The organism is Paenibacillus sp. S-38 (assembly GCF_049942825.1).
Classification (GTDB): domain Bacteria; phylum Bacillota; class Bacilli; order Paenibacillales; family NBRC-103111; genus Paenibacillus_G.
In genome coordinates this window covers 3,146,689-3,162,667 of the sequence record NZ_CP187970.1, presented here as the reverse complement: position 1 = coordinate 3,162,667, position 15,979 = coordinate 3,146,689, and the positions used below count along the sequence as shown (strand labels likewise).

Annotated in this window: 16 protein-coding genes and 1 riboswitch; all 16 genes read right to left on the bottom strand. The window is 58.2% G+C overall.

The features are described 5' to 3' along the window. Positions 1-24 precede the first annotated feature (24 nt). A complete protein-coding gene (ccsA, locus tag ACP26L_RS14550) occupies positions 25-1,272 on the bottom strand; it encodes a cytochrome c biogenesis protein CcsA (RefSeq protein ID WP_426453509.1) in 1,248 nt (415 codons plus the stop codon). After that, complete coding sequence (resB, locus tag ACP26L_RS14545; protein ID WP_426453507.1) at positions 1,269-2,945, bottom strand: cytochrome c biogenesis protein ResB; 1,677 nt, start codon at positions 2,943-2,945, stop codon at positions 1,269-1,271. The genes ccsA and resB overlap by 4 nt, the downstream gene beginning before the upstream one ends. Before the next feature lie 117 nt (positions 2,946-3,062). Then, positions 3,063-3,587, bottom strand: a complete 525-nt coding sequence (locus ACP26L_RS14540) for a redoxin domain-containing protein (protein ID WP_426453505.1) — start codon at positions 3,585-3,587, stop codon at positions 3,063-3,065. Between the two features lie 65 nt (positions 3,588-3,652). Next, positions 3,653-4,432 (bottom strand): pseudouridine synthase, encoded by a 780-nt coding sequence (locus tag ACP26L_RS14535; protein ID WP_426453503.1) that lies wholly within the window; start codon positions 4,430-4,432, stop codon positions 3,653-3,655. Positions 4,433-4,450: 18 nt separating this feature from the next. Next, entirely contained in the window at positions 4,451-4,792 is a 342-nt protein-coding gene (locus tag ACP26L_RS14530) for a hypothetical protein (RefSeq protein WP_426453502.1), read from the bottom strand. Positions 4,793-4,912: 120 nt separating this feature from the next. Next, positions 4,913-5,446 (bottom strand): spore maturation protein, encoded by a 534-nt coding sequence (locus ACP26L_RS14525; RefSeq protein ID WP_426453500.1) that lies wholly within the window; start codon positions 5,444-5,446, stop codon positions 4,913-4,915. A 7-nt stretch (positions 5,447-5,453) separates the two neighbouring features. Continuing rightward, a complete protein-coding gene (locus ACP26L_RS14520; RefSeq protein WP_426453498.1) occupies positions 5,454-6,053 on the bottom strand; it encodes a nucleoside recognition domain-containing protein in 600 nt (199 codons plus the stop codon). Between the two features lie 17 nt (positions 6,054-6,070). Then, positions 6,071-7,240 carry a D-alanyl-D-alanine carboxypeptidase family protein gene (locus ACP26L_RS14515; protein WP_426453496.1) on the bottom strand — a complete coding sequence of 390 codons (1,170 nt, stop codon included), beginning with the start codon at positions 7,238-7,240 and terminating at the stop codon, positions 6,071-6,073. Between the two features lie 336 nt (positions 7,241-7,576). After that, on the bottom strand, positions 7,577-8,251 hold the full coding sequence (locus tag ACP26L_RS14510) for an SOS response-associated peptidase (RefSeq protein ID WP_426453495.1): 675 nt from the start codon (positions 8,249-8,251) through the stop codon (positions 7,577-7,579). Positions 8,252-8,428: 177 nt separating this feature from the next. Next, positions 8,429-10,900 carry an EAL domain-containing protein gene (locus tag ACP26L_RS14505; RefSeq protein ID WP_426453493.1) on the bottom strand — a complete coding sequence of 824 codons (2,472 nt, stop codon included), beginning with the start codon at positions 10,898-10,900 and terminating at the stop codon, positions 8,429-8,431. A 160-nt stretch (positions 10,901-11,060) separates the two neighbouring features. Then, positions 11,061-11,168: riboswitch (cyclic di-GMP riboswitch) on the bottom strand. Between the two features lie 192 nt (positions 11,169-11,360). After that, positions 11,361-11,867 carry a GerW family sporulation protein gene (ytfJ, locus tag ACP26L_RS14500; RefSeq protein WP_426453491.1) on the bottom strand — a complete coding sequence of 169 codons (507 nt, stop codon included), beginning with the start codon at positions 11,865-11,867 and terminating at the stop codon, positions 11,361-11,363. Between the two features lie 139 nt (positions 11,868-12,006). After that, positions 12,007-12,684 carry a DUF2953 domain-containing protein gene (locus ACP26L_RS14495; protein WP_426453490.1) on the bottom strand — a complete coding sequence of 226 codons (678 nt, stop codon included), beginning with the start codon at positions 12,682-12,684 and terminating at the stop codon, positions 12,007-12,009. Between the two features lie 121 nt (positions 12,685-12,805). Continuing rightward, entirely contained in the window at positions 12,806-13,423 is a 618-nt protein-coding gene (scpB, locus tag ACP26L_RS14490) for an SMC-Scp complex subunit ScpB (RefSeq protein WP_426453488.1), read from the bottom strand. Continuing rightward, complete coding sequence (locus ACP26L_RS14485) at positions 13,392-14,177, bottom strand: segregation and condensation protein A (protein ID WP_426453487.1); 786 nt, start codon at positions 14,175-14,177, stop codon at positions 13,392-13,394. The genes scpB and ACP26L_RS14485 overlap by 32 nt, the downstream gene beginning before the upstream one ends. A 42-nt stretch (positions 14,178-14,219) precedes the next feature. After that, positions 14,220-14,690 (bottom strand): 6,7-dimethyl-8-ribityllumazine synthase, encoded by a 471-nt coding sequence (gene ribH, locus ACP26L_RS14480; RefSeq protein WP_426453485.1) that lies wholly within the window; start codon positions 14,688-14,690, stop codon positions 14,220-14,222. A gap of 36 nt (positions 14,691-14,726) precedes the next feature. Then, positions 14,727-15,965 carry a bifunctional 3,4-dihydroxy-2-butanone-4-phosphate synthase/GTP cyclohydrolase II gene (locus ACP26L_RS14475; RefSeq protein WP_426453483.1) on the bottom strand — a complete coding sequence of 413 codons (1,239 nt, stop codon included), beginning with the start codon at positions 15,963-15,965 and terminating at the stop codon, positions 14,727-14,729. Positions 15,966-15,979 lie beyond the last annotated feature (14 nt).

The window sequence follows — 15,979 nt, the reverse complement described above, 5'->3', positions numbered from 1 at the left end:
CCCTGGAATGTGTCCGTGTCCGTCTTACGTACCGGAGTACGAGTGCAGACCTGCGATTACGAGGTTTACGCCAACCAGCGTAAACATGACCACAAGGAAGCCGACCACCGACAGCCAGGCCGAGGGCTTGCCCTGCCAGCCCCGCGACAGCCTGAGGTGCAGGTAGGCCGCATAGAACAGCCAGACGATCAGCGCCCATACTTCTTTGGGGTCCCAGCCCCAGAAGCGTCCCCACGCCTCGTGGGCCCAGATCATCGCGAAGATCAGCGCACCGAGCGTGAAGATCGGATAGCCGATGGCGATGGCCCGGTAGGCGATCTCATCGACGTCGTCCGGATCAACGCCCTTCGTCAGCGGCTGGAGTGCCGCACCCAGCGGTTTGCGCGCAATGAGCCGCAGGATGCCGTAGAGTACCGCACCGCCGAGCACCGACCAGACGACCGTGTTCAGCTTGCGTCCCGCATTGGCGCCATGCATCCAGCTTGGCGCTTCGAAGAGCGGCGAGGTCATGCCGAGGAACGGCTGCATCTCGGTCGTCTTGCTCTCGAACGGCTTAACGATCGGCGGCAGCACGTACTTGACTTCCTGCCGGACCACCTGCTCGGTGTTGTCCGTGCCGATGACCTTGACGTCCGTCTCGAACTTGGCGCTGTAGCCTGCCGCATTGAAGCTGAAGATCGAAGCGACGAAGGCTGTAATCATGACCAGCGTGAAGATCGTGAACTCCACCCCGCGCTGCTCTCGCCGCTGCTTGGGCTCCTTCGAGGAGAAATCAACCGCCTGCAGCAGGTACATCAACCCGCCGGCAAAACCTACGGCGAAGAAGGCTTCACCGAGAGCGGCCGTGGTCACGTGAATCTTGAGCCAGTAGCTCTGCAGCGCTGGAATAAGCGGCTGCACCTCCCGCGGAAACACGGAAGCGTAAGCGATGATAATGACCGCGAGCGGCAGTGCGAAGATGCCGAGCACCGCCGTTCGGTAGATCAGATAGACGACGATAAAGGCCAGCACGATCATCATGGCCAGGAACGTCATGAATTCGTACATGTTGCTCGTCGGAATGTGACCGGCTTCCGCCCAGCGGGTGAAGAAGAAGCCGAGGTGGCACAGAAAGCCGATGATCGTCAGGACCAGTCCGTTGCGGCCCCAGCGGCTCGTATAGGCATCCGGATCCTTCACTTGTACGGATTTGCGTCCGGTAATGGCCATCACGAAGGCCATCATGGCCAGTCCATAAATAATAAAAGCAATCAGCAGTAGCGTGCTGCTCACGAAGGAATCACCTTTCTCTCCAGCGTCTTGGGATCAACCTCGATCCCTGTTTTGCGCAGTACTTCGGACACCTCTTTACGGATCCCGTACCAGTTCTTGTTCGTATGGGCTCCGAGAGCAAGGCGTCCCCCGTCGATCCGCATCCATATCCGCCGGTGATGCCAGTAGAAGCCCATCGTCAGCCCGATCATGGAGATCGCTGCCCCAACCCAGATGAACGGCATGGCGCGGTCCACCCGGATGTTCAAGTAAGAAACGTATTCGGAGATCTCGACATCCTCCATCGAACCCACGGAGAGCTCCAGCTTGTCCGCGAGCGCCCCGTTGATCTCATCCTGCCGGAAGTTCGCCTTATCCACCTGGCGCGGGAAGTACATGTAAGGTTCTCCCTCCGGCTTCAGCCCCGGCCCGGTTATCGTGAAAACGAACGCCGGCATCTTCGGCTCCTTCGATTTCGTCAGAGGCGCCCCTTTGTCACTCAGGCCGAACTCTGGGAAATAAGCTTGAAGCTTCAGCGTATACGGCCCGGCTTGATATTGATCCGCGGGATCGGCCATCGGAAGCGTGAACGAGCCGTAATTCTCGCCCGTCGCCTTGTTCTTAAGCGACGGCTTCACGGAGATCAGCATCGGCGCCGGCTTGAAGTCGAACTGGTAGGCGAGCAGCCCCTTGTAATCGAGCGGCTTGTTCACGATGATATCCTGCCGGTGCACCTCCGTCAGAACAGGCTTCTTCGACGGGTCGTCGCAGTCCTGGGTGCAGCGGTATAGAACCGCCTTCGTTTCGTACACCTTCGGCACATCCTGCCCTTTTGCCCGGAACTCGTCCGACAGCTCCTCCGGCTTATAGAACTCCAGTGTGAACTTCTCGTTCTTGAGATAGTAATCGGTTTCGGGAATTCGCACGGTCTGCCCTTCGGGGAAGGCCAGATGCTGGTCCATATGCCAGCCTGGAATGCTCCGCATGAGAACGGCGCCGAGGAAGATGATTAACCCAATATGATTGATATAAGGCCCCCACCGGCTGAACCGGTTCTTCTCGGCAAGCAGGGCCGTCCCCTCGGTATGTACCTTGTAATGCTTCCTGCGCAGCGCCTCGGCCGCCTGTTTCGTCCAAGCTTCGGCCGGGTCCGCAGCGGAGGCTTCCGCACGCGGCACATCAGCTGAGAAGGTAACCTTCTGCCGGGTGATGAAGCTCAGGTGCTTGCGGATCTGCTGCTTGTTCAGCGCCCTGTACAGCGGCAGCACCCGGTCCAGCGAGCAGACGATGAGCGAGGTGCCGATCATGAAGAGCAGCGTGATGAACCACCAGGATTCGAACGTATGGGATAAGCCCAACAGGTAGTACCATTCCCCCGTCGTCCCATAGGTGTCCTTGTAATAGGAAGGATCGAAGTTGAGGAACGTGCTCTCCTGCGGGTAGATGGTTCCGAGTGCGGATGCCAGCAGCGTGATGATGATGAGATAGATGGCTACTTTGACCGAGGAAAAAAAGTTCCATACCCGGTCCAGCACGCCCGGATTCTCCCGCTGGGACCTGCGGGCGACACCATCGTACTTCATCTCGAGCGGCTCGCTGCCCCCGTCCTCCTGCAGCGGCTTGCCGCACGATTCGCAGAGCAGGGTGCCGACATGATTCTGGTGGCCGCATTCGCATTTTGTGTTGTGAATCATGTGTCCTCCCATGCGCGCTTGTTCCGCGCTGCCGCTGCCGAGCTCCCCAAACACCGAAGCCCCGTCGCGGGAAACCGGGCGGCGGGCTGGCGGCAAAGGCGCGGGTTCGCGCACACTTTATTGTTGTTGTAATAAAGACTTCAGCGTCTTCTCGATGAAGGGCTCGTCCATCTCGCCGACCCTGATGGTGGCAACCGTGCCGTCCGCATTCAGGAAGAACGTGGTTGGATACTCCTTCACGCCGTAGCGTTTGCGCATCGTCTCGTCCTTGTCGAACAGAATCGGGAAGGTCACGCCCGTCTCTTTCACGAAGCTCTCGACGGCGACCTTCGGCTCGTCCAGGTTCAGACCGAGGATCGTGACTTTGTCGCCCCACTTGGCATGCTGGCGTTCGAGCGCGGGCATCTCATTGCGGCACGGTTCACAGAATGTGCCCCAGAAATTGACGATGACCGGCTTGCCTTCGTAATCCGAGAGGTTATGCGTCTTTCCATCAAGACCCAGCAGCTTGAAATCCGGCGCCGCGCTTCCTGAAACCGGCTTCTCCTCCTTGGAGAACAAGTGGCTTGCGAGGGTTAATCCGCCGATAGCCAGGATCACAGCCAGGATGCTGATTTGGACCCACTGCCTATGTTTTCCCATGATCCCCCACCTTCAAACGGCTCATACTGCAACAGTTCTATTATAACGAAATGAGTTACTTCCTTTTATTCACCTTTTTGAATTTTATGTGACTCCCGGGGCTTCTTCGCCTCACGCGAACCGGCCGCGAGCGCACTCGCCTTGAGCTCCTCGATCTCGTCCTGGGTCAGGAAGCGGTAGCGTCCGCGGGGCACGCCCGTGAGCTGAATCGGCCCGAACTGCACGCGCTTCAGCTTGTTCACCGGATGGTGGATCGCATCGAACATCCGTCTCACCTGCCGGTTGCGGCCCTCGTAGATGGTAATTTTGATCACCGCTTCGTTATTGTCCTGGTCGATATCCTGATACTCCACCTCAGCCGGAGCCGTCATGCCGTCTTCGAGCTTGATGCCTTGGCTCAGCTTCTCCAGCTGGGTGCCGTGAGGCACGCCGCGGACCGTTGCCAGGTAGGTTCTCGGCACGTGATGCTTCGGATGGGTGAGCAGATGGGCGAACTCGCCGTCATTGGTGAGCAGCAGCAGTCCTTCCGTATCGTAATCGAGACGGCCGATCGGATAGATGCGCTCTTTAATGTCCTTGAAGAATTCGGTCACCGTTTTGCGGCCTTCCGGATCCTGTGCGCTGGTAATGACGCCCTTCGGTTTATTGAACAGCACGTACACTTTCGTCTGGCGGCGGATGGACTTGCCGTCCACCTTGATTTTGTCCAGGGCCGGATTTACTTTGACGCCGAGCGTCGTGACCACCTCATCGTTCACCTGTACGCGTCCTGCCGTAATCAATTCTTCACATTTGCGCCTGGAAGCCACACCGGCTTCGGCCAATACTTTTTGCAATCTTTCCATTCGTGGTTTCACCTCAAGCTAATGATAACGATCCTCGGGTGAAATCACAAGTTGAGACCATGGAAAAATAGCCCCGGGGCAGGATATCGTGTGGGGAAAGATGTCGTCAGGCTGGAAATGGTAGAGCTCCGAGAGACGGAGAACCAGTTTGTTCAGCAGAAACAGCTGTTCTTTTTCCTCTGCTGAGAGAGCGGACCCCGATGAGGAGAACTCTCCTTCGAGGCAGATGTGGATATAGAGGGGATCGGTTTGTTCGGAGGAAGGAATGATCGCGCCCTGCTTCGTGATGAAAAAATCATAGCCTCTGCCGTTGATCGAAGGGCAGACGGAACGATGAATGACAATACCGTAGAACTGCATGCAGCTCACCTCTTCGCGGTTGACTGCTGCAGTATATGCCCGGAACTGGGCGGGGGTGTCTGGCGGAGAAGACTTTGGGCGCCCCCTCTTGCCGGCAGGGCCCGGCTCGGGTGGGCCCGGTTACATGAAGACGAGGTAGCAGACCACGATGGAAGCGACAAAGCCCACCGCGTCGGAGATGAGGCCGACCTTTAGTGCATAGCCGGCCTTGCGGATCCCTATCGCCCCAAAATAGACAGTGATGACATACAGTGTCGTATCCGTGCTGCCCTGGATCGTGGAGGCGATCCGGCCGACCATGGAATCGGGACCGAACTGCGAGATGAGGTCCGTCGTGAATGCCAGTGAGCCCGCCCCCGTGATGGGTCTCAGAAAGGCGAGCGGGATGATCTCGCTGGGCACCCCGATCTCTTCACACAGCGGCTTCAGCCAGCCGATGAACAGATCCATGGCGCCGGAGGCCCGGAATACGGAGATGGCCACCATCATGCCCACGAGGTGCGGGATGATCCGGATGGCCGTATCGAAGCCGTCCTTGGCCCCGTCTACGAACGATTCGTAGACGGGAACCTTGCGGTAAGCGGCGTAGAGCGGGATGAACACGATAATGACGGGAATCGCCCAAGCGGAGATCAGATTGACGAAATTATACACGGCGCGCTCATCCTTTCACCGGCGGAATGGGCTTGTAGCGTTTGCGGTACCATTTGTCCACAAGAATGGCAGCCAGCGTCGAGATGAACGTAGCGATCAGCGTCGTCCCGACGATCTCCGCCGGATTCGCCGAATTGTAGCTCATGCGAATTGCGATCAGCGTTGTCGGCACGAGCGTGATGCTGGCCGTATTCAAGGCCAGCAGCGTGCACATGGCCGGCGAGGCGATCTCCTTGTGGGGATTCAGGCGCTGCAGCTCCTGCATCGCCTTGATGCCCATGGGAGTAGCAGCATTGCCTAGGCCAAAGATATTGGCGCTCATGTTCGACATGATGTAGCCGAGAGCCGGATGGTTCCTCGGAATGCCGGGAAACAGCCAGCGGACAATGGGACTGAGCAGGCGGGCCATTGCCTGCAGCAGCCCCGCGTCCTCGGCGATCCGCATGACCCCGAGCCAGAACACCATGATGGAGATGAGACCGAAGCATACGGTGACCCCGCTCTTCGCCCCGTCGAAAACGGCTTCCGTGACAAGCTCGACCCGGCCCTGAAAAGCGGCGACAACAAAGCCTGCGACAATGAAGAACAGCCAGATAAAGTTGACCATTCCGCTTCCTCCTCCCTCTAGTCCGCGTGGCCCGTGAAGAGCACGCGGGTCAGCGCCTCCAAAATGTAAAGCCAGCGTCCGGCCTGGGATTCCCCTTGATATTCATTCTCCTTCGCGGAGAACACCGGACTGTCCTCCCACTGCAGACGCGGACTGTCTTTGGCCACCAGCGGAACGGAGCCTACCACTTTGCCGTTCAGGAGAAAATCAAGCCGCCCGGCATCCCCGAGCCGGTAGGCGGCGGACAGCGGATCGTTCAGCACCGGCTGGCGAACGAACTGGCCCCGCTCCTTCTCCTCCGCCGCATACCGGAGTCCCGCTCCGGCCACGAGGTCCGTGCCTTCGACCGGCTCGCCTTTGCCGATCAGTCCGAAGAGCGGGAAGTGCTGGAACCCGTAATCGAGCAGCCGGGAATGATCGATCCAGTCATCACGGTCATTCAAGGTAACGACGGCCAGCTGCTGGCCTCCGCGCGTAGCGGAGGAAACGAGACAGCGCTTGGCGAGCTTGGTGTACCCGGTTTTCACTCCATCGGAGCCTTCGTACAGATTGAGCATCTTGTTCTTGTTGACCCAGGTATAGTCCCAGGATTCATTCGGATTCGGTACCTTCTTCACCTTGGTCTTAACGATCTCCCGGAATACAGGGTTTCGGAGCGCATAAGCGGTCAGCCTCGCCATATCGTTCGCGGTGGAATAGTGCCCTTCTTCGTCCAGTCCCGACGGATTCTTGAAGCTGGAATTCTTCATGCCGATCATACGGGCTTTCTCATTCATGAGATAGGCAAAGCCTTCCACCGAGCCTCCGACATGCTCGGCAATCGTGGTGGCCGCATCGTTGCCCGAACGGAGCATCATGCCGAACAGCAGGTCTTTGAGCACCATTTCCTCGCCGAGCTTCAAATAGATCGAGGAGCCTTCCTTGCCAAACGCATTTTTGCCGACCTTGGCCTTGTCCGTCAGCGTCCCATGCTCAATGGCTACGATCGCCGTCATGATTTTGGTCAGCGACGCGATCCGCATCGGCTTGTCCCCCTCGGTACTGAGCAGGATGCGTCCGGAAGTAACATCGATCAGGGCGGCGGCTTCCGCGCTTGTAGAGATGCCAGGGGCGGCCGAGGCGGAGCCCGGCAGAAGCATACTTGGGAATAGTAACAGCAGGGCAAGCAGCAGACATCCTCTTCTCATCGCGATCCTCCCACATCAAAGCCGGGTTCCCGTTACGCAAGCAGGCATGTCCCGAAGGCGGGGTGCAGCGCACGATTTCGGTCCCATCTTGTACATATATATGCTTGTCAGGACGCGATATGATTTTTGTGGACGAACTAAGCTTCCCCGCGGCATCATCAGCAGCCGCCCTCCTGCTGCCCGAAGTCAATCACCTTCCGGGTGCCAAAAAAGCAAAAACCGCCCGGCTGCCCGGACGGCCCTTACGTCATACTACCCCGCACAATCGATAGGATTGCCCGTGGGGCTCCCATCGCTGAGCAAGCTTCCTTCTCTTCACCGCATCCGGTTCAAGGTCTATCCCAGGAGCGGCTCAATACAGTCCGCCGCTTCATGCTGGACGCGGCCAACCTTCGAATCCACGGGGTAATACCGCATGGACTCTGCCGGATAGGGCTTCAACAGAGGGAGCAGCTCGCTCTCCCCCTGTATGCTTCGGTCCAGCCACAGCCGCTCGCCCTCCGGCTCCAGGATCACCGGCATCCGCTCGTGCACTTCAGCGACAAGAGGGTTTGCCGCCGTTGTGAGGATCGTGCACGTATGAAGCTTCCCGCCGTCCGGTGCGGCCCACGTGTCGTACAGGGCCGCCATCCCGTAAGGAGCGCCGTCCTGCAGAACGAACCGCACCGGCTGCTTGCGCCCGCCTTCCTTCTTCCATTCATAGAAGCCGTCCGAGGGAATCAGACACCGCTTGCGCTTCAGCAGAGAACGGAAGGCCGGCTTCTCCGCGGCGGTCTCCGACCGGGCATTGATCATCCTTGCCCCCGACTTGTCATCGTGCGCCCAGGCGGGCACAAGCCCCCAGCGCAGCTCACCGAGCCGGTTCGGGGCATCGCCCCCGCCGAGGATCGCCGGAATGTACTGGCCCGGCGCCACATTATACCTCGGCTGATAAGCACCCGCACGTGGATCGAGCATGAAGCGGAGCAGCAGCTCTTCCCATGTGACGGTAATCGTAAACCTTCCGCACACCGCCGGCACCCCCTTATCATATCGGTACTTCCGAGTCCCTTCCCCTTACACTATAAAACGGAGAAGAGGGCAAGTAAAGCTTGCCCCCTCCCGCATGCCGTAAGCTTAATCTTACATGAAAATGTTTCAGTTTCCCGCCTTCCCCCATTGTTCACCGCCGCTTCCTGCCGCCCGTTGTTAGGAAATTGGGGGGGAATCCATCTGCTTGAACCGCTCATACGCCAGAATCCGTTCGAACTCTTCGGCCGCCATCGGCTGTCCGTACCAGTAGCCCTGCGCACCGTCGCAGGCAAGCTCACGCAGCTTCTCCAGCTGCTCATGCCTCTCTACGCCTTCGGCTATGACCTGCATTCGGCGGCCATGCGCCAGCGAGATCAGCGCCTCCAGCATCGCCTGCCGGGCGGGACACTCTCCTAAACCGGCGATCAGCCTCCCGTCCAGCTTCAATTCATCTACAGGCACCTGCTGCAGAAACCGGAGCGATGCGGCTCCCGCCCCGAAGTCGTCCAAAGAGAGCCGGATGCCAAGGGCTTTGAGCGCGTTCAACCGGTCGCACAGCCGCCTGTCCCTGCCGCGGCCGAGCTCCTCCGTGACCTCCAGCTGCAGCCATTCCGGCTCCATGCCGGTCTCTTCCAGCGCCCCTCGCACGCCTTCCACGAAATCTTCCTCCGCCAGCTCGCGGGCCGAAATATTCACGGATATCCGCACGGCCGGATGCCCTTTCATCATCCAGCCCGCATGCTGCCGGCAGGCTTCCCGGAGCACCCACCGTCCGATGCCGGTGATCAGCCCCGACGCCTCGGCCTCCCCAATGAACTTTCGTGCGGGAAGCGTCTCGCCGTCCCGCTCCCACCGAAGCAGCGCCTCAACGGCCAGAAGGCCGCCCGTTTGCAGGGACATGACAGGCGAGTAATGCAGGAGGAACTCCTCCTGCTGAATCCCAGCTTTCAGCCGGGATTCCAGCTTCGACTGCTCGGATAAGGATTCCGCCATCTCGGGGGTGTAGAACTGAAAATTATTTTTCCCGTTCTGCTTGGCGTGGTACATCGCCGCATCCGCATGCTTCACCAGCATATGCGCACTCCCTCCGGCGGACGGATAGAGCGCTATGCCGATGCTCGGGGTCACCGACATCACCCGTCCGGCGTAAGTAAAGGGTTCGGCCAGCGCCTCAATCATCCTTACGGCGATTCGTGAGGCGGTCCCCGGAGTGATCCCGGTAAGCATAACGATGAACTCGTCGCCTCCCTGGCGGGAAACCAGGTCTTCTTCACGCACACAGTGCAGCAGCCGCTCCCCCACTTCCTGAAGCAGCATATCCCCGCAGTCATGCCCGAATGTATCGTTAATCGTCTTAAACCCGTCCAGATCCAGAAACATGACGCCCAGATGGCCAGGCCCGACTTCGGCCCTTGCGATGGCGGAGGACAGCTTTTCCTGCAGATAGGAACGGTTGAACAACCCCGTCAGCGGATCCCGGAGCGCCAACTGCCGGATGTGTTCCTCCGCCTTCTGCCGTTCGGTAATATCCCTGACGAACACGGTGAACACAGGCTTTCCATACTCCTTCGCCCGCGTCATGCTGATTTCGAGAGGAAAGGAAGTTCCGTCGGCGTGCCAGCCCGTCGTCTCGATGCGGCTGTCCAGCAGAGTGCGGATTTGGTGTTCGACGGAGATAAGGGAGCTTGACCCTCGTTCCCCGTCCGGCGCATCCGATGCGGGCGGCTCCGGCCTGCCTCTACCCGCGGGAAGCTCAAGAAGATCCGTGAGCACCAGCGTCCTGAGCTCCTCCCGTGCATATCCGAACATCCGGCCCATGGCCGGGTTGCATTCCATAATGCTCCCCTGATGATCCACCATCAGGATGCCATCCAGCGCGGATTCCAGTACAGCCAGCTTGACGGCCTCTCCTTCACGGTAGCGTCTGTCGAGAAAGTAGCCCCGGATCACAACAATGCTGAGCAGAAAAATAATGCAGTTTCCGAGAATAATCCCGAGCATATCATCCTGAAGCTTGGGGGAGCGGAGCCTCTCGTGCAGGTGCCCCGCACGGCCGAACGTCATGGCTGCCATACTGAGATAATGGAGTCCGGCAATCGCTCCTCCCATCATCGCCGCTCCGAGCATACGCCGGAGATAAGATGTCCTCGCGCTTCCCGCGGCTTGGGTACGAAACGACACAAACACAGCACCGGTCGTCCCAGCCAGCCCAATGGCAGCCCCAAGCAGCAGCAGTAATCCGTAATCATGAGCACCGCTCATCCCCATAGCGGCAATTCCTATGAAGTGCATCCCTGTCACGCCTATGAACAAGAGAAGGGCGCCGGCCCCGAGATTCCGGATTCCCGGAACGGGGCGAGTGGCATAGGACAAACCGCCCCAGGAAGCCGCAACGGCAAAGCTGGCAGAGAGGAGCATCAACCGGATGTCATAGCCGACAGCCGCGGTCTGTTCATTGGCCAGGATAGCCACAAAATGCATGGCCCAGATGCCGGTGCCGAGGATCACCCCCGCGGCCCCGAGGGATAGAATGCGGATCCGCCCCGCAGCGCCCCCGAGCCTGCGGGCCAGATCGAACGCCGAATAGGCGGACATGAAGGCGATAAGAAACGATAGGAGAACGAGATAGACATTGTAAGTTCCAGACATGATGAGCCCTCCAAACGGGGTAGGATGAGGCGGCAGATAAAGATCAATGGAAGAGAGTCCTTGCGTGGATCCGAACCAAATCAAAAAAGCCACCCTTCGGTAAGAGCAGCCGTCGATCTTGAACCTATCACCGGAAAGCACCGGAAAGAACGGTTTTACTTTCGGTAACCCAGCGGTCATTGCCCGGTGTTCCAGATTTGGAATCCTGACGGGCTTTAGATCTGTGGCTTTGCGTCCCCACCTTTCAATGGGTTTGCCTTTATCGTGATATGTAAGTGAGTAGTTCTTTATAACCTATAGTAGCATGACAAAAGCGGATTAGTCTATCGCTTTTATCCTAGTTTTTGAAGAATTTTATAGATCTTTCGAATCATATGGAAAGTTTTATGACAAATTAAAAAAGAAAGCTGCCCTCCTAAGGAGAGCAGCTGCCGAGTACCTGTTCCATCATAAAATTGGGCTACACGATAAAGTTCTGATTCTCGATATTATTGGTGACGGTCGTCGATCCGGCCTGGGAAGAAGCGCCCTGCTCGGAGCCCTGCGATTTGTTTCCGCCGCTCTTCATCATGGACTGAATGCGGTCTACGACTTGCGGAGCCGAATCGATCAGCCGCTCCAGCAGATGCGTCTGGTTATCGAGCGGAACAATCTTCACGCCCTGTTTGCCCACTACGAGAAAAGCAATCGGCGTAATGGAGACACCGCCGCCGCTGCCGCCCCCGAAGGGAAGCGCCACCTGGGCATTGTGGGATTCATGACGGGAGAGACTCGGTACGGCCGGATCCTCGGTTGTAACGAATTCGCTGCCTCCGGCTGCAAACCCGAAGCCTACCTTACTGATCGGCATAATCACGCTGCCGTCCGGCGTCTCAACGGGATCACCGACAATCGTATTCACGTCGACCATTTCTTTGATGTTTTCCATGGCCGTTTTCATAAGACCTTGAATCGGATGTTCTGTCATCGCTGTTCCCTCCTGATCAGAAGTAGTGTAGACTGACTAGCCATTCGTTAGGCTTCCCTTGATGCAGCGCACGTATTCGGCTTAATACGGGCTTTGGACTTCGCTGCCATCACCGGTTGACTCATGGGTACACCTGCAGTTATGACGGCAGAAGCACGTTCCGCCAAGCCTTGAGCCCACCCTTGACTTTCAGGATCCGCAGGAGAAGCTGAAAGCCCGCCAGCATGACATAAACCATCCGCACCCGAAAGGTGCATGTCCCTTCCACCGCAATCAAGGTTTGATTGAAGGCGGGTATAACCGCCAGCCGCGGCTGACCGTCAAGGGGAATGTAGCGGAACAGCAGCCCAAGGATAGAGGTTTTGATCCCCCAGAACGCTCCTGCCAGAAACGCGGTTTCGGCGGCATCGCCAATGCCGACTGTGGTTCTCCAATCCATCTGGGTGCACCTGACACGGGCGAGCATCTGACGCAGCCAGTCATTGAATTGAAAGCAGTTCTGAAGCAGGATTCTGATGTTCTCGTACGCCCTTCTCATCATCTCGGGACCGATGTTTCCCATCGCTTCGCCAAGAAGGCTGCCCGCATTGGCATTGACCTGCTTGGCTTGAATCTCGAAGCCTTTCTTCAGGCTCTGAAAGCGGACGATCGGAATGACGAATTTGAGATTCACCAGGCCGAACAGCGCCTTGGCATGAATGGTAATCTCATCATCTTTACCTATATGGCTGAACAGGATCCGCAGGTTCACCTGACTCAGCACCAAAGCCGCGAGTACAATGGCCGCCAGGCCGGCGGCAGCCCAAACCCATATCATTGGAATGGTTTCCTCCTCTGCCGCAGTTGGTACGAATACGGCAAAAAACTCCCGGTTCCAGAAGCGGTCCGCTTCTTTTCCACAGGAGTTAGTGTGACCCTAATCTGTCAAAGCCATGCGCCTAGCCCGATCCCTGGCCAAGCGTCAGTTCATCGAATGTAATCTGCTGACCCTCAAGCTTCTCAAAGAGAAGACGCGTCTCTTCCTCAAGATTCTCATCATCTTCGAAGAGCGTCGTCTCGGGCAGATCGGCTATCGAACCGAGGGCAAAATAATCGAGGAAGGCCTTCGTCGTTCCATACAGGATGGGCCGTCCTGGGGCATCCGCCCTGTCGACCTCCTGGATGAGGTCCTTTGAAACCAGCGTCTGAAGAGCCCGCTCGGCTTTGACGCCGCGTATCTCCTCGATCTCCACCCGGGTAATCGGCTGTTTGTAAGCGACAATCGCCAGCGTTTCCAGGGCAGCTTGCGAGAGGGAAGAACGGGATGGCGAATGGGCCAGCCGCTCGAAGTAGGGGGCATGCTCAGGGACCGTCGTGAGCTGGAACGTTCCGGCGAGCTCCACGATCTGAATTCCCCGCTTCGTCCGCTTCAAGTCTTTCTGCAGGTCCTTCACCAGCTCCCTGACAAAAGCGGCATCATGTTCCAGTACCTCAGCCAGCTGCTTGGCGTTCAGTCCCTCGTCCCCCGCCACAAACAGCAAGCCTTCAATAACTGATTTCATCTGCCCAGAATCCATTCGCCGTTCCATCCTCTCTTGCCTGTATCACAATGTCGTCAAACAGCTTGTGCTGATAGCACGTTATCCTCTTCACCTTCATGAGCTCCAGGAGAGCCAGGAAGGTCACTACAATGGAGTCCTTCGACGCCTCCTGCTCGAGCAGCCTGGAGAAAAACACGGGTCCGCGCTCACGGGCGAGCAAGTCCACGACCTGGAACATCCGGTCCTTCACGGAGATCTCATCCTTGCGGATCCTCGCCACGCTGCTGCGGCTCTCCATCCGGCGGAGCGCCTTCCGGAAGGCGCGTACGAGATCGGCCACATGCAGCCCTTCCACCGGATTCTCGGGGAGAACCGGGGTATAAGGCGTCAGGTCCTCGGGCTCCCGCGTATAGATCAGGCTGCGCTCGGCCTCCTTGTCCCGGAGGTGCTCGGCGATCGCCTTGTATTTGCGGTATTCGATCAGCTTCGCGACGAGCTCGGCGCGCGGATCGTAATCCTCGTCCTGCAGGTAATCGTCAAACTCGAGATCGAGCACCGGCGGCTTCGGCAGGAGCATTTTGCTCTTGATGGAGAGCAGGGTCGCCGCCATAACGAGAAACTCGCTGGTGACCTCGAGCTCCAGCTCCTGCATCGCCCCAAGGTATTCCATATACTGATCGGTAATGTCCTTAATCGGAATGTCGTAGATATCGACTTCCGCCTGATCTATCAAGTGAAGCAGCAAATCAAGGGGGCCCTCGAAGGTTTCCAGCTTTACCGTGACTTTCACTTGTGGTCTGTTCCCCCTTACTGCCCAGGAACTGTGGCTTCGTTACTTCGCGAATTGCTTGGTGAGGTTGGCCATCTCAATGGCGCTTGCCGCAGCTTCCCAGCCCTTGTTGCCGGCCTTCGTGCCCGCACGCTCAACCGCCTGTTCGATGGAGTCAGTCGTCAGCACGCCGAAGATCGTAGGTACGCCGGTCTTCAGGGCGATCGCCGCCACGCCTTTGGCTGCCTCGCTGCAGACATAGTCAAAGTGAGGCGTGCTTCCCCGGATGACCGCACCGAGGGTGATGACGGCATCATACCGGCCGCTCTCCGCCATCTTCTGGGTGATCAGCGGAATTTCGAAGGCGCCCGGCACCCAGGCAATCTCAATCTCGTCCTCCTGCACGCCATGGCGCTTCAGCGCATCAAGCGCGCCTCCGAGCAGCTTATTCGTAATGAATTCATTGAACCTTCCTACCACAATACCGTAACGCAGTCCCTGAGATACCAAATGTCCTTCGTATACTTTCGCCATATGTCTCCAACTTCCCTTCCCTGTAGGAACAAATTTTTAGATGTTAAATTCAAGCAGATGACCGAGCTTGCTGCGCTTGGTTTGCAAGTAGCCCGTATTGTCCTCATTCTCCTGCATTTGCAGAGGTACTCTCTCGATTACCTGAAGGCCGTAGCCTTCCAATCCCCGAATCTTGCGGGGGTTGTTCGTCATGAGCCGGATCTGGCCCACACCAAGATCCCGGAGTATCTGTGCGCCGATGCCGTAATCGCGCAGGTCCGCCGCAAAGCCGAGCTGCAGATTCGCATCGACCGTATCGAGCCCCGTTTCCTGCAGTTTGTAGGCTTTGAGCTTATTGATCAGCCCGATCCCGCGGCCCTCCTGGCGCATATAGAGCAGCACGCCTTCGCCCGCTTCGTCGATCTGCTTCAGCGCGGCGGCCAGCTGGGGTCCGCAGTCGCACCGGTGCGAATGGAACACGTCGCCGGTGAGGCACTCCGAGTGCACACGAACGAGCGTCGGCCGGCTGTTGTCGATACTGCCCTTCACCAGGGCGACATGCTCCTTGCCGTCCACATCGTTGGTATAGGCTACGGCTTTGAACACGCCGAAGTCCGTTGGCATCCGCACTTCCACCTCGCGCTGGACCAGTTTTTCCTTCTGGTTGCGGTAGGCAATCAGATCCTGAATCGTGATCAGCTTCAGGTCGTGCTTCCTCGCAATTTCGATCAGCTGGGGAACGCGGGCCATCTCGCCGTCTTCTTTAATCACCTCGCAGATGACCCCTGCCGGATACGAACCGCACAGACGGGCCAGATCCACGGCCGCTTCCGTGTGGCCGGCGCGGCGAAGAACGCCGCCCTTGCGCGCCACAAGCGGGAACATGTGGCCCGGACGCCGGAAGGCGTGAGGCTTCGTTGCCGGGTCGATCAGCGCTTGTACCGTTCGGGAGCGTTCTGCCGCCGAGATGCCGGTGGTTGTCTCTACCGCATCGACCGATACGGTGAATGCCGTCCCATGATAGTCCGTGTTGCGGGCGACCATCGGCGGTAGATCGAGCTCCTGCGCCCGCTCCTCAGTAATCGGCACGCACACCAGGCCGCGCCCTTCCTTGATCATAAAATTAATGATTTCGGGCGTCGACTTCTCGGCCAGCGCCACAAAGTCCCCCTCGTTCTCCCGGTCCTCGTCGTCCACGACGATGATGACCCGGCCCTGAATCAAATCGGCCAGCGCCTCATCAATCGAGTGAAACTGGAAGTCCGAGGATGTTCCGTCTTGTTTTTCTTTTGTCATAAGATTTGCCCTCC

What these genes read in the sequence shown, in the direction of transcription:
- ACP26L_RS14475 (WP_426453483.1), bottom strand. Translation starts at nt 15,965, where the DNA reads ATGACAAAAGAAAAACAAGACGGAACATCCTCGGACTTCCAGTTTCAC.
- ytfJ (WP_426453491.1), bottom strand. Translation starts at nt 11,867, where the DNA reads ATGACAGAACATCCGATTCAAGGTCTTATGAAAACGGCCATGGAAAAC.
- ACP26L_RS14505 (WP_426453493.1), bottom strand. Translation starts at nt 10,900, where the DNA reads ATGTCTGGAACTTACAATGTCTATCTCGTTCTCCTATCGTTTCTTATC.
- ribH (WP_426453485.1), bottom strand. Translation starts at nt 14,690, where the DNA reads ATGGCGAAAGTATACGAAGGACATTTGGTATCTCAGGGACTGCGTTAC.
- ACP26L_RS14540 (WP_426453505.1), bottom strand. Translation starts at nt 3,587, where the DNA reads ATGGGAAAACATAGGCAGTGGGTCCAAATCAGCATCCTGGCTGTGATC.
- scpB (WP_426453488.1), bottom strand. Translation starts at nt 13,423, where the DNA reads ATGGATTCTGGGCAGATGAAATCAGTTATTGAAGGCTTGCTGTTTGTG.
- ACP26L_RS14530 (WP_426453502.1), bottom strand. Translation starts at nt 4,792, where the DNA reads ATGCAGTTCTACGGTATTGTCATTCATCGTTCCGTCTGCCCTTCGATC.
- resB (WP_426453507.1), bottom strand. Translation starts at nt 2,945, where the DNA reads ATGATTCACAACACAAAATGCGAATGCGGCCACCAGAATCATGTCGGC.
- ACP26L_RS14520 (WP_426453498.1), bottom strand. Translation starts at nt 6,053, where the DNA reads ATGGTCAACTTTATCTGGCTGTTCTTCATTGTCGCAGGCTTTGTTGTC.
- ACP26L_RS14495 (WP_426453490.1), bottom strand. Translation starts at nt 12,684, where the DNA reads ATGATATGGGTTTGGGCTGCCGCCGGCCTGGCGGCCATTGTACTCGCG.
- ACP26L_RS14515 (WP_426453496.1), bottom strand. Translation starts at nt 7,240, where the DNA reads ATGAGAAGAGGATGTCTGCTGCTTGCCCTGCTGTTACTATTCCCAAGT.
- ACP26L_RS14535 (WP_426453503.1), bottom strand. Translation starts at nt 4,432, where the DNA reads ATGGAAAGATTGCAAAAAGTATTGGCCGAAGCCGGTGTGGCTTCCAGG.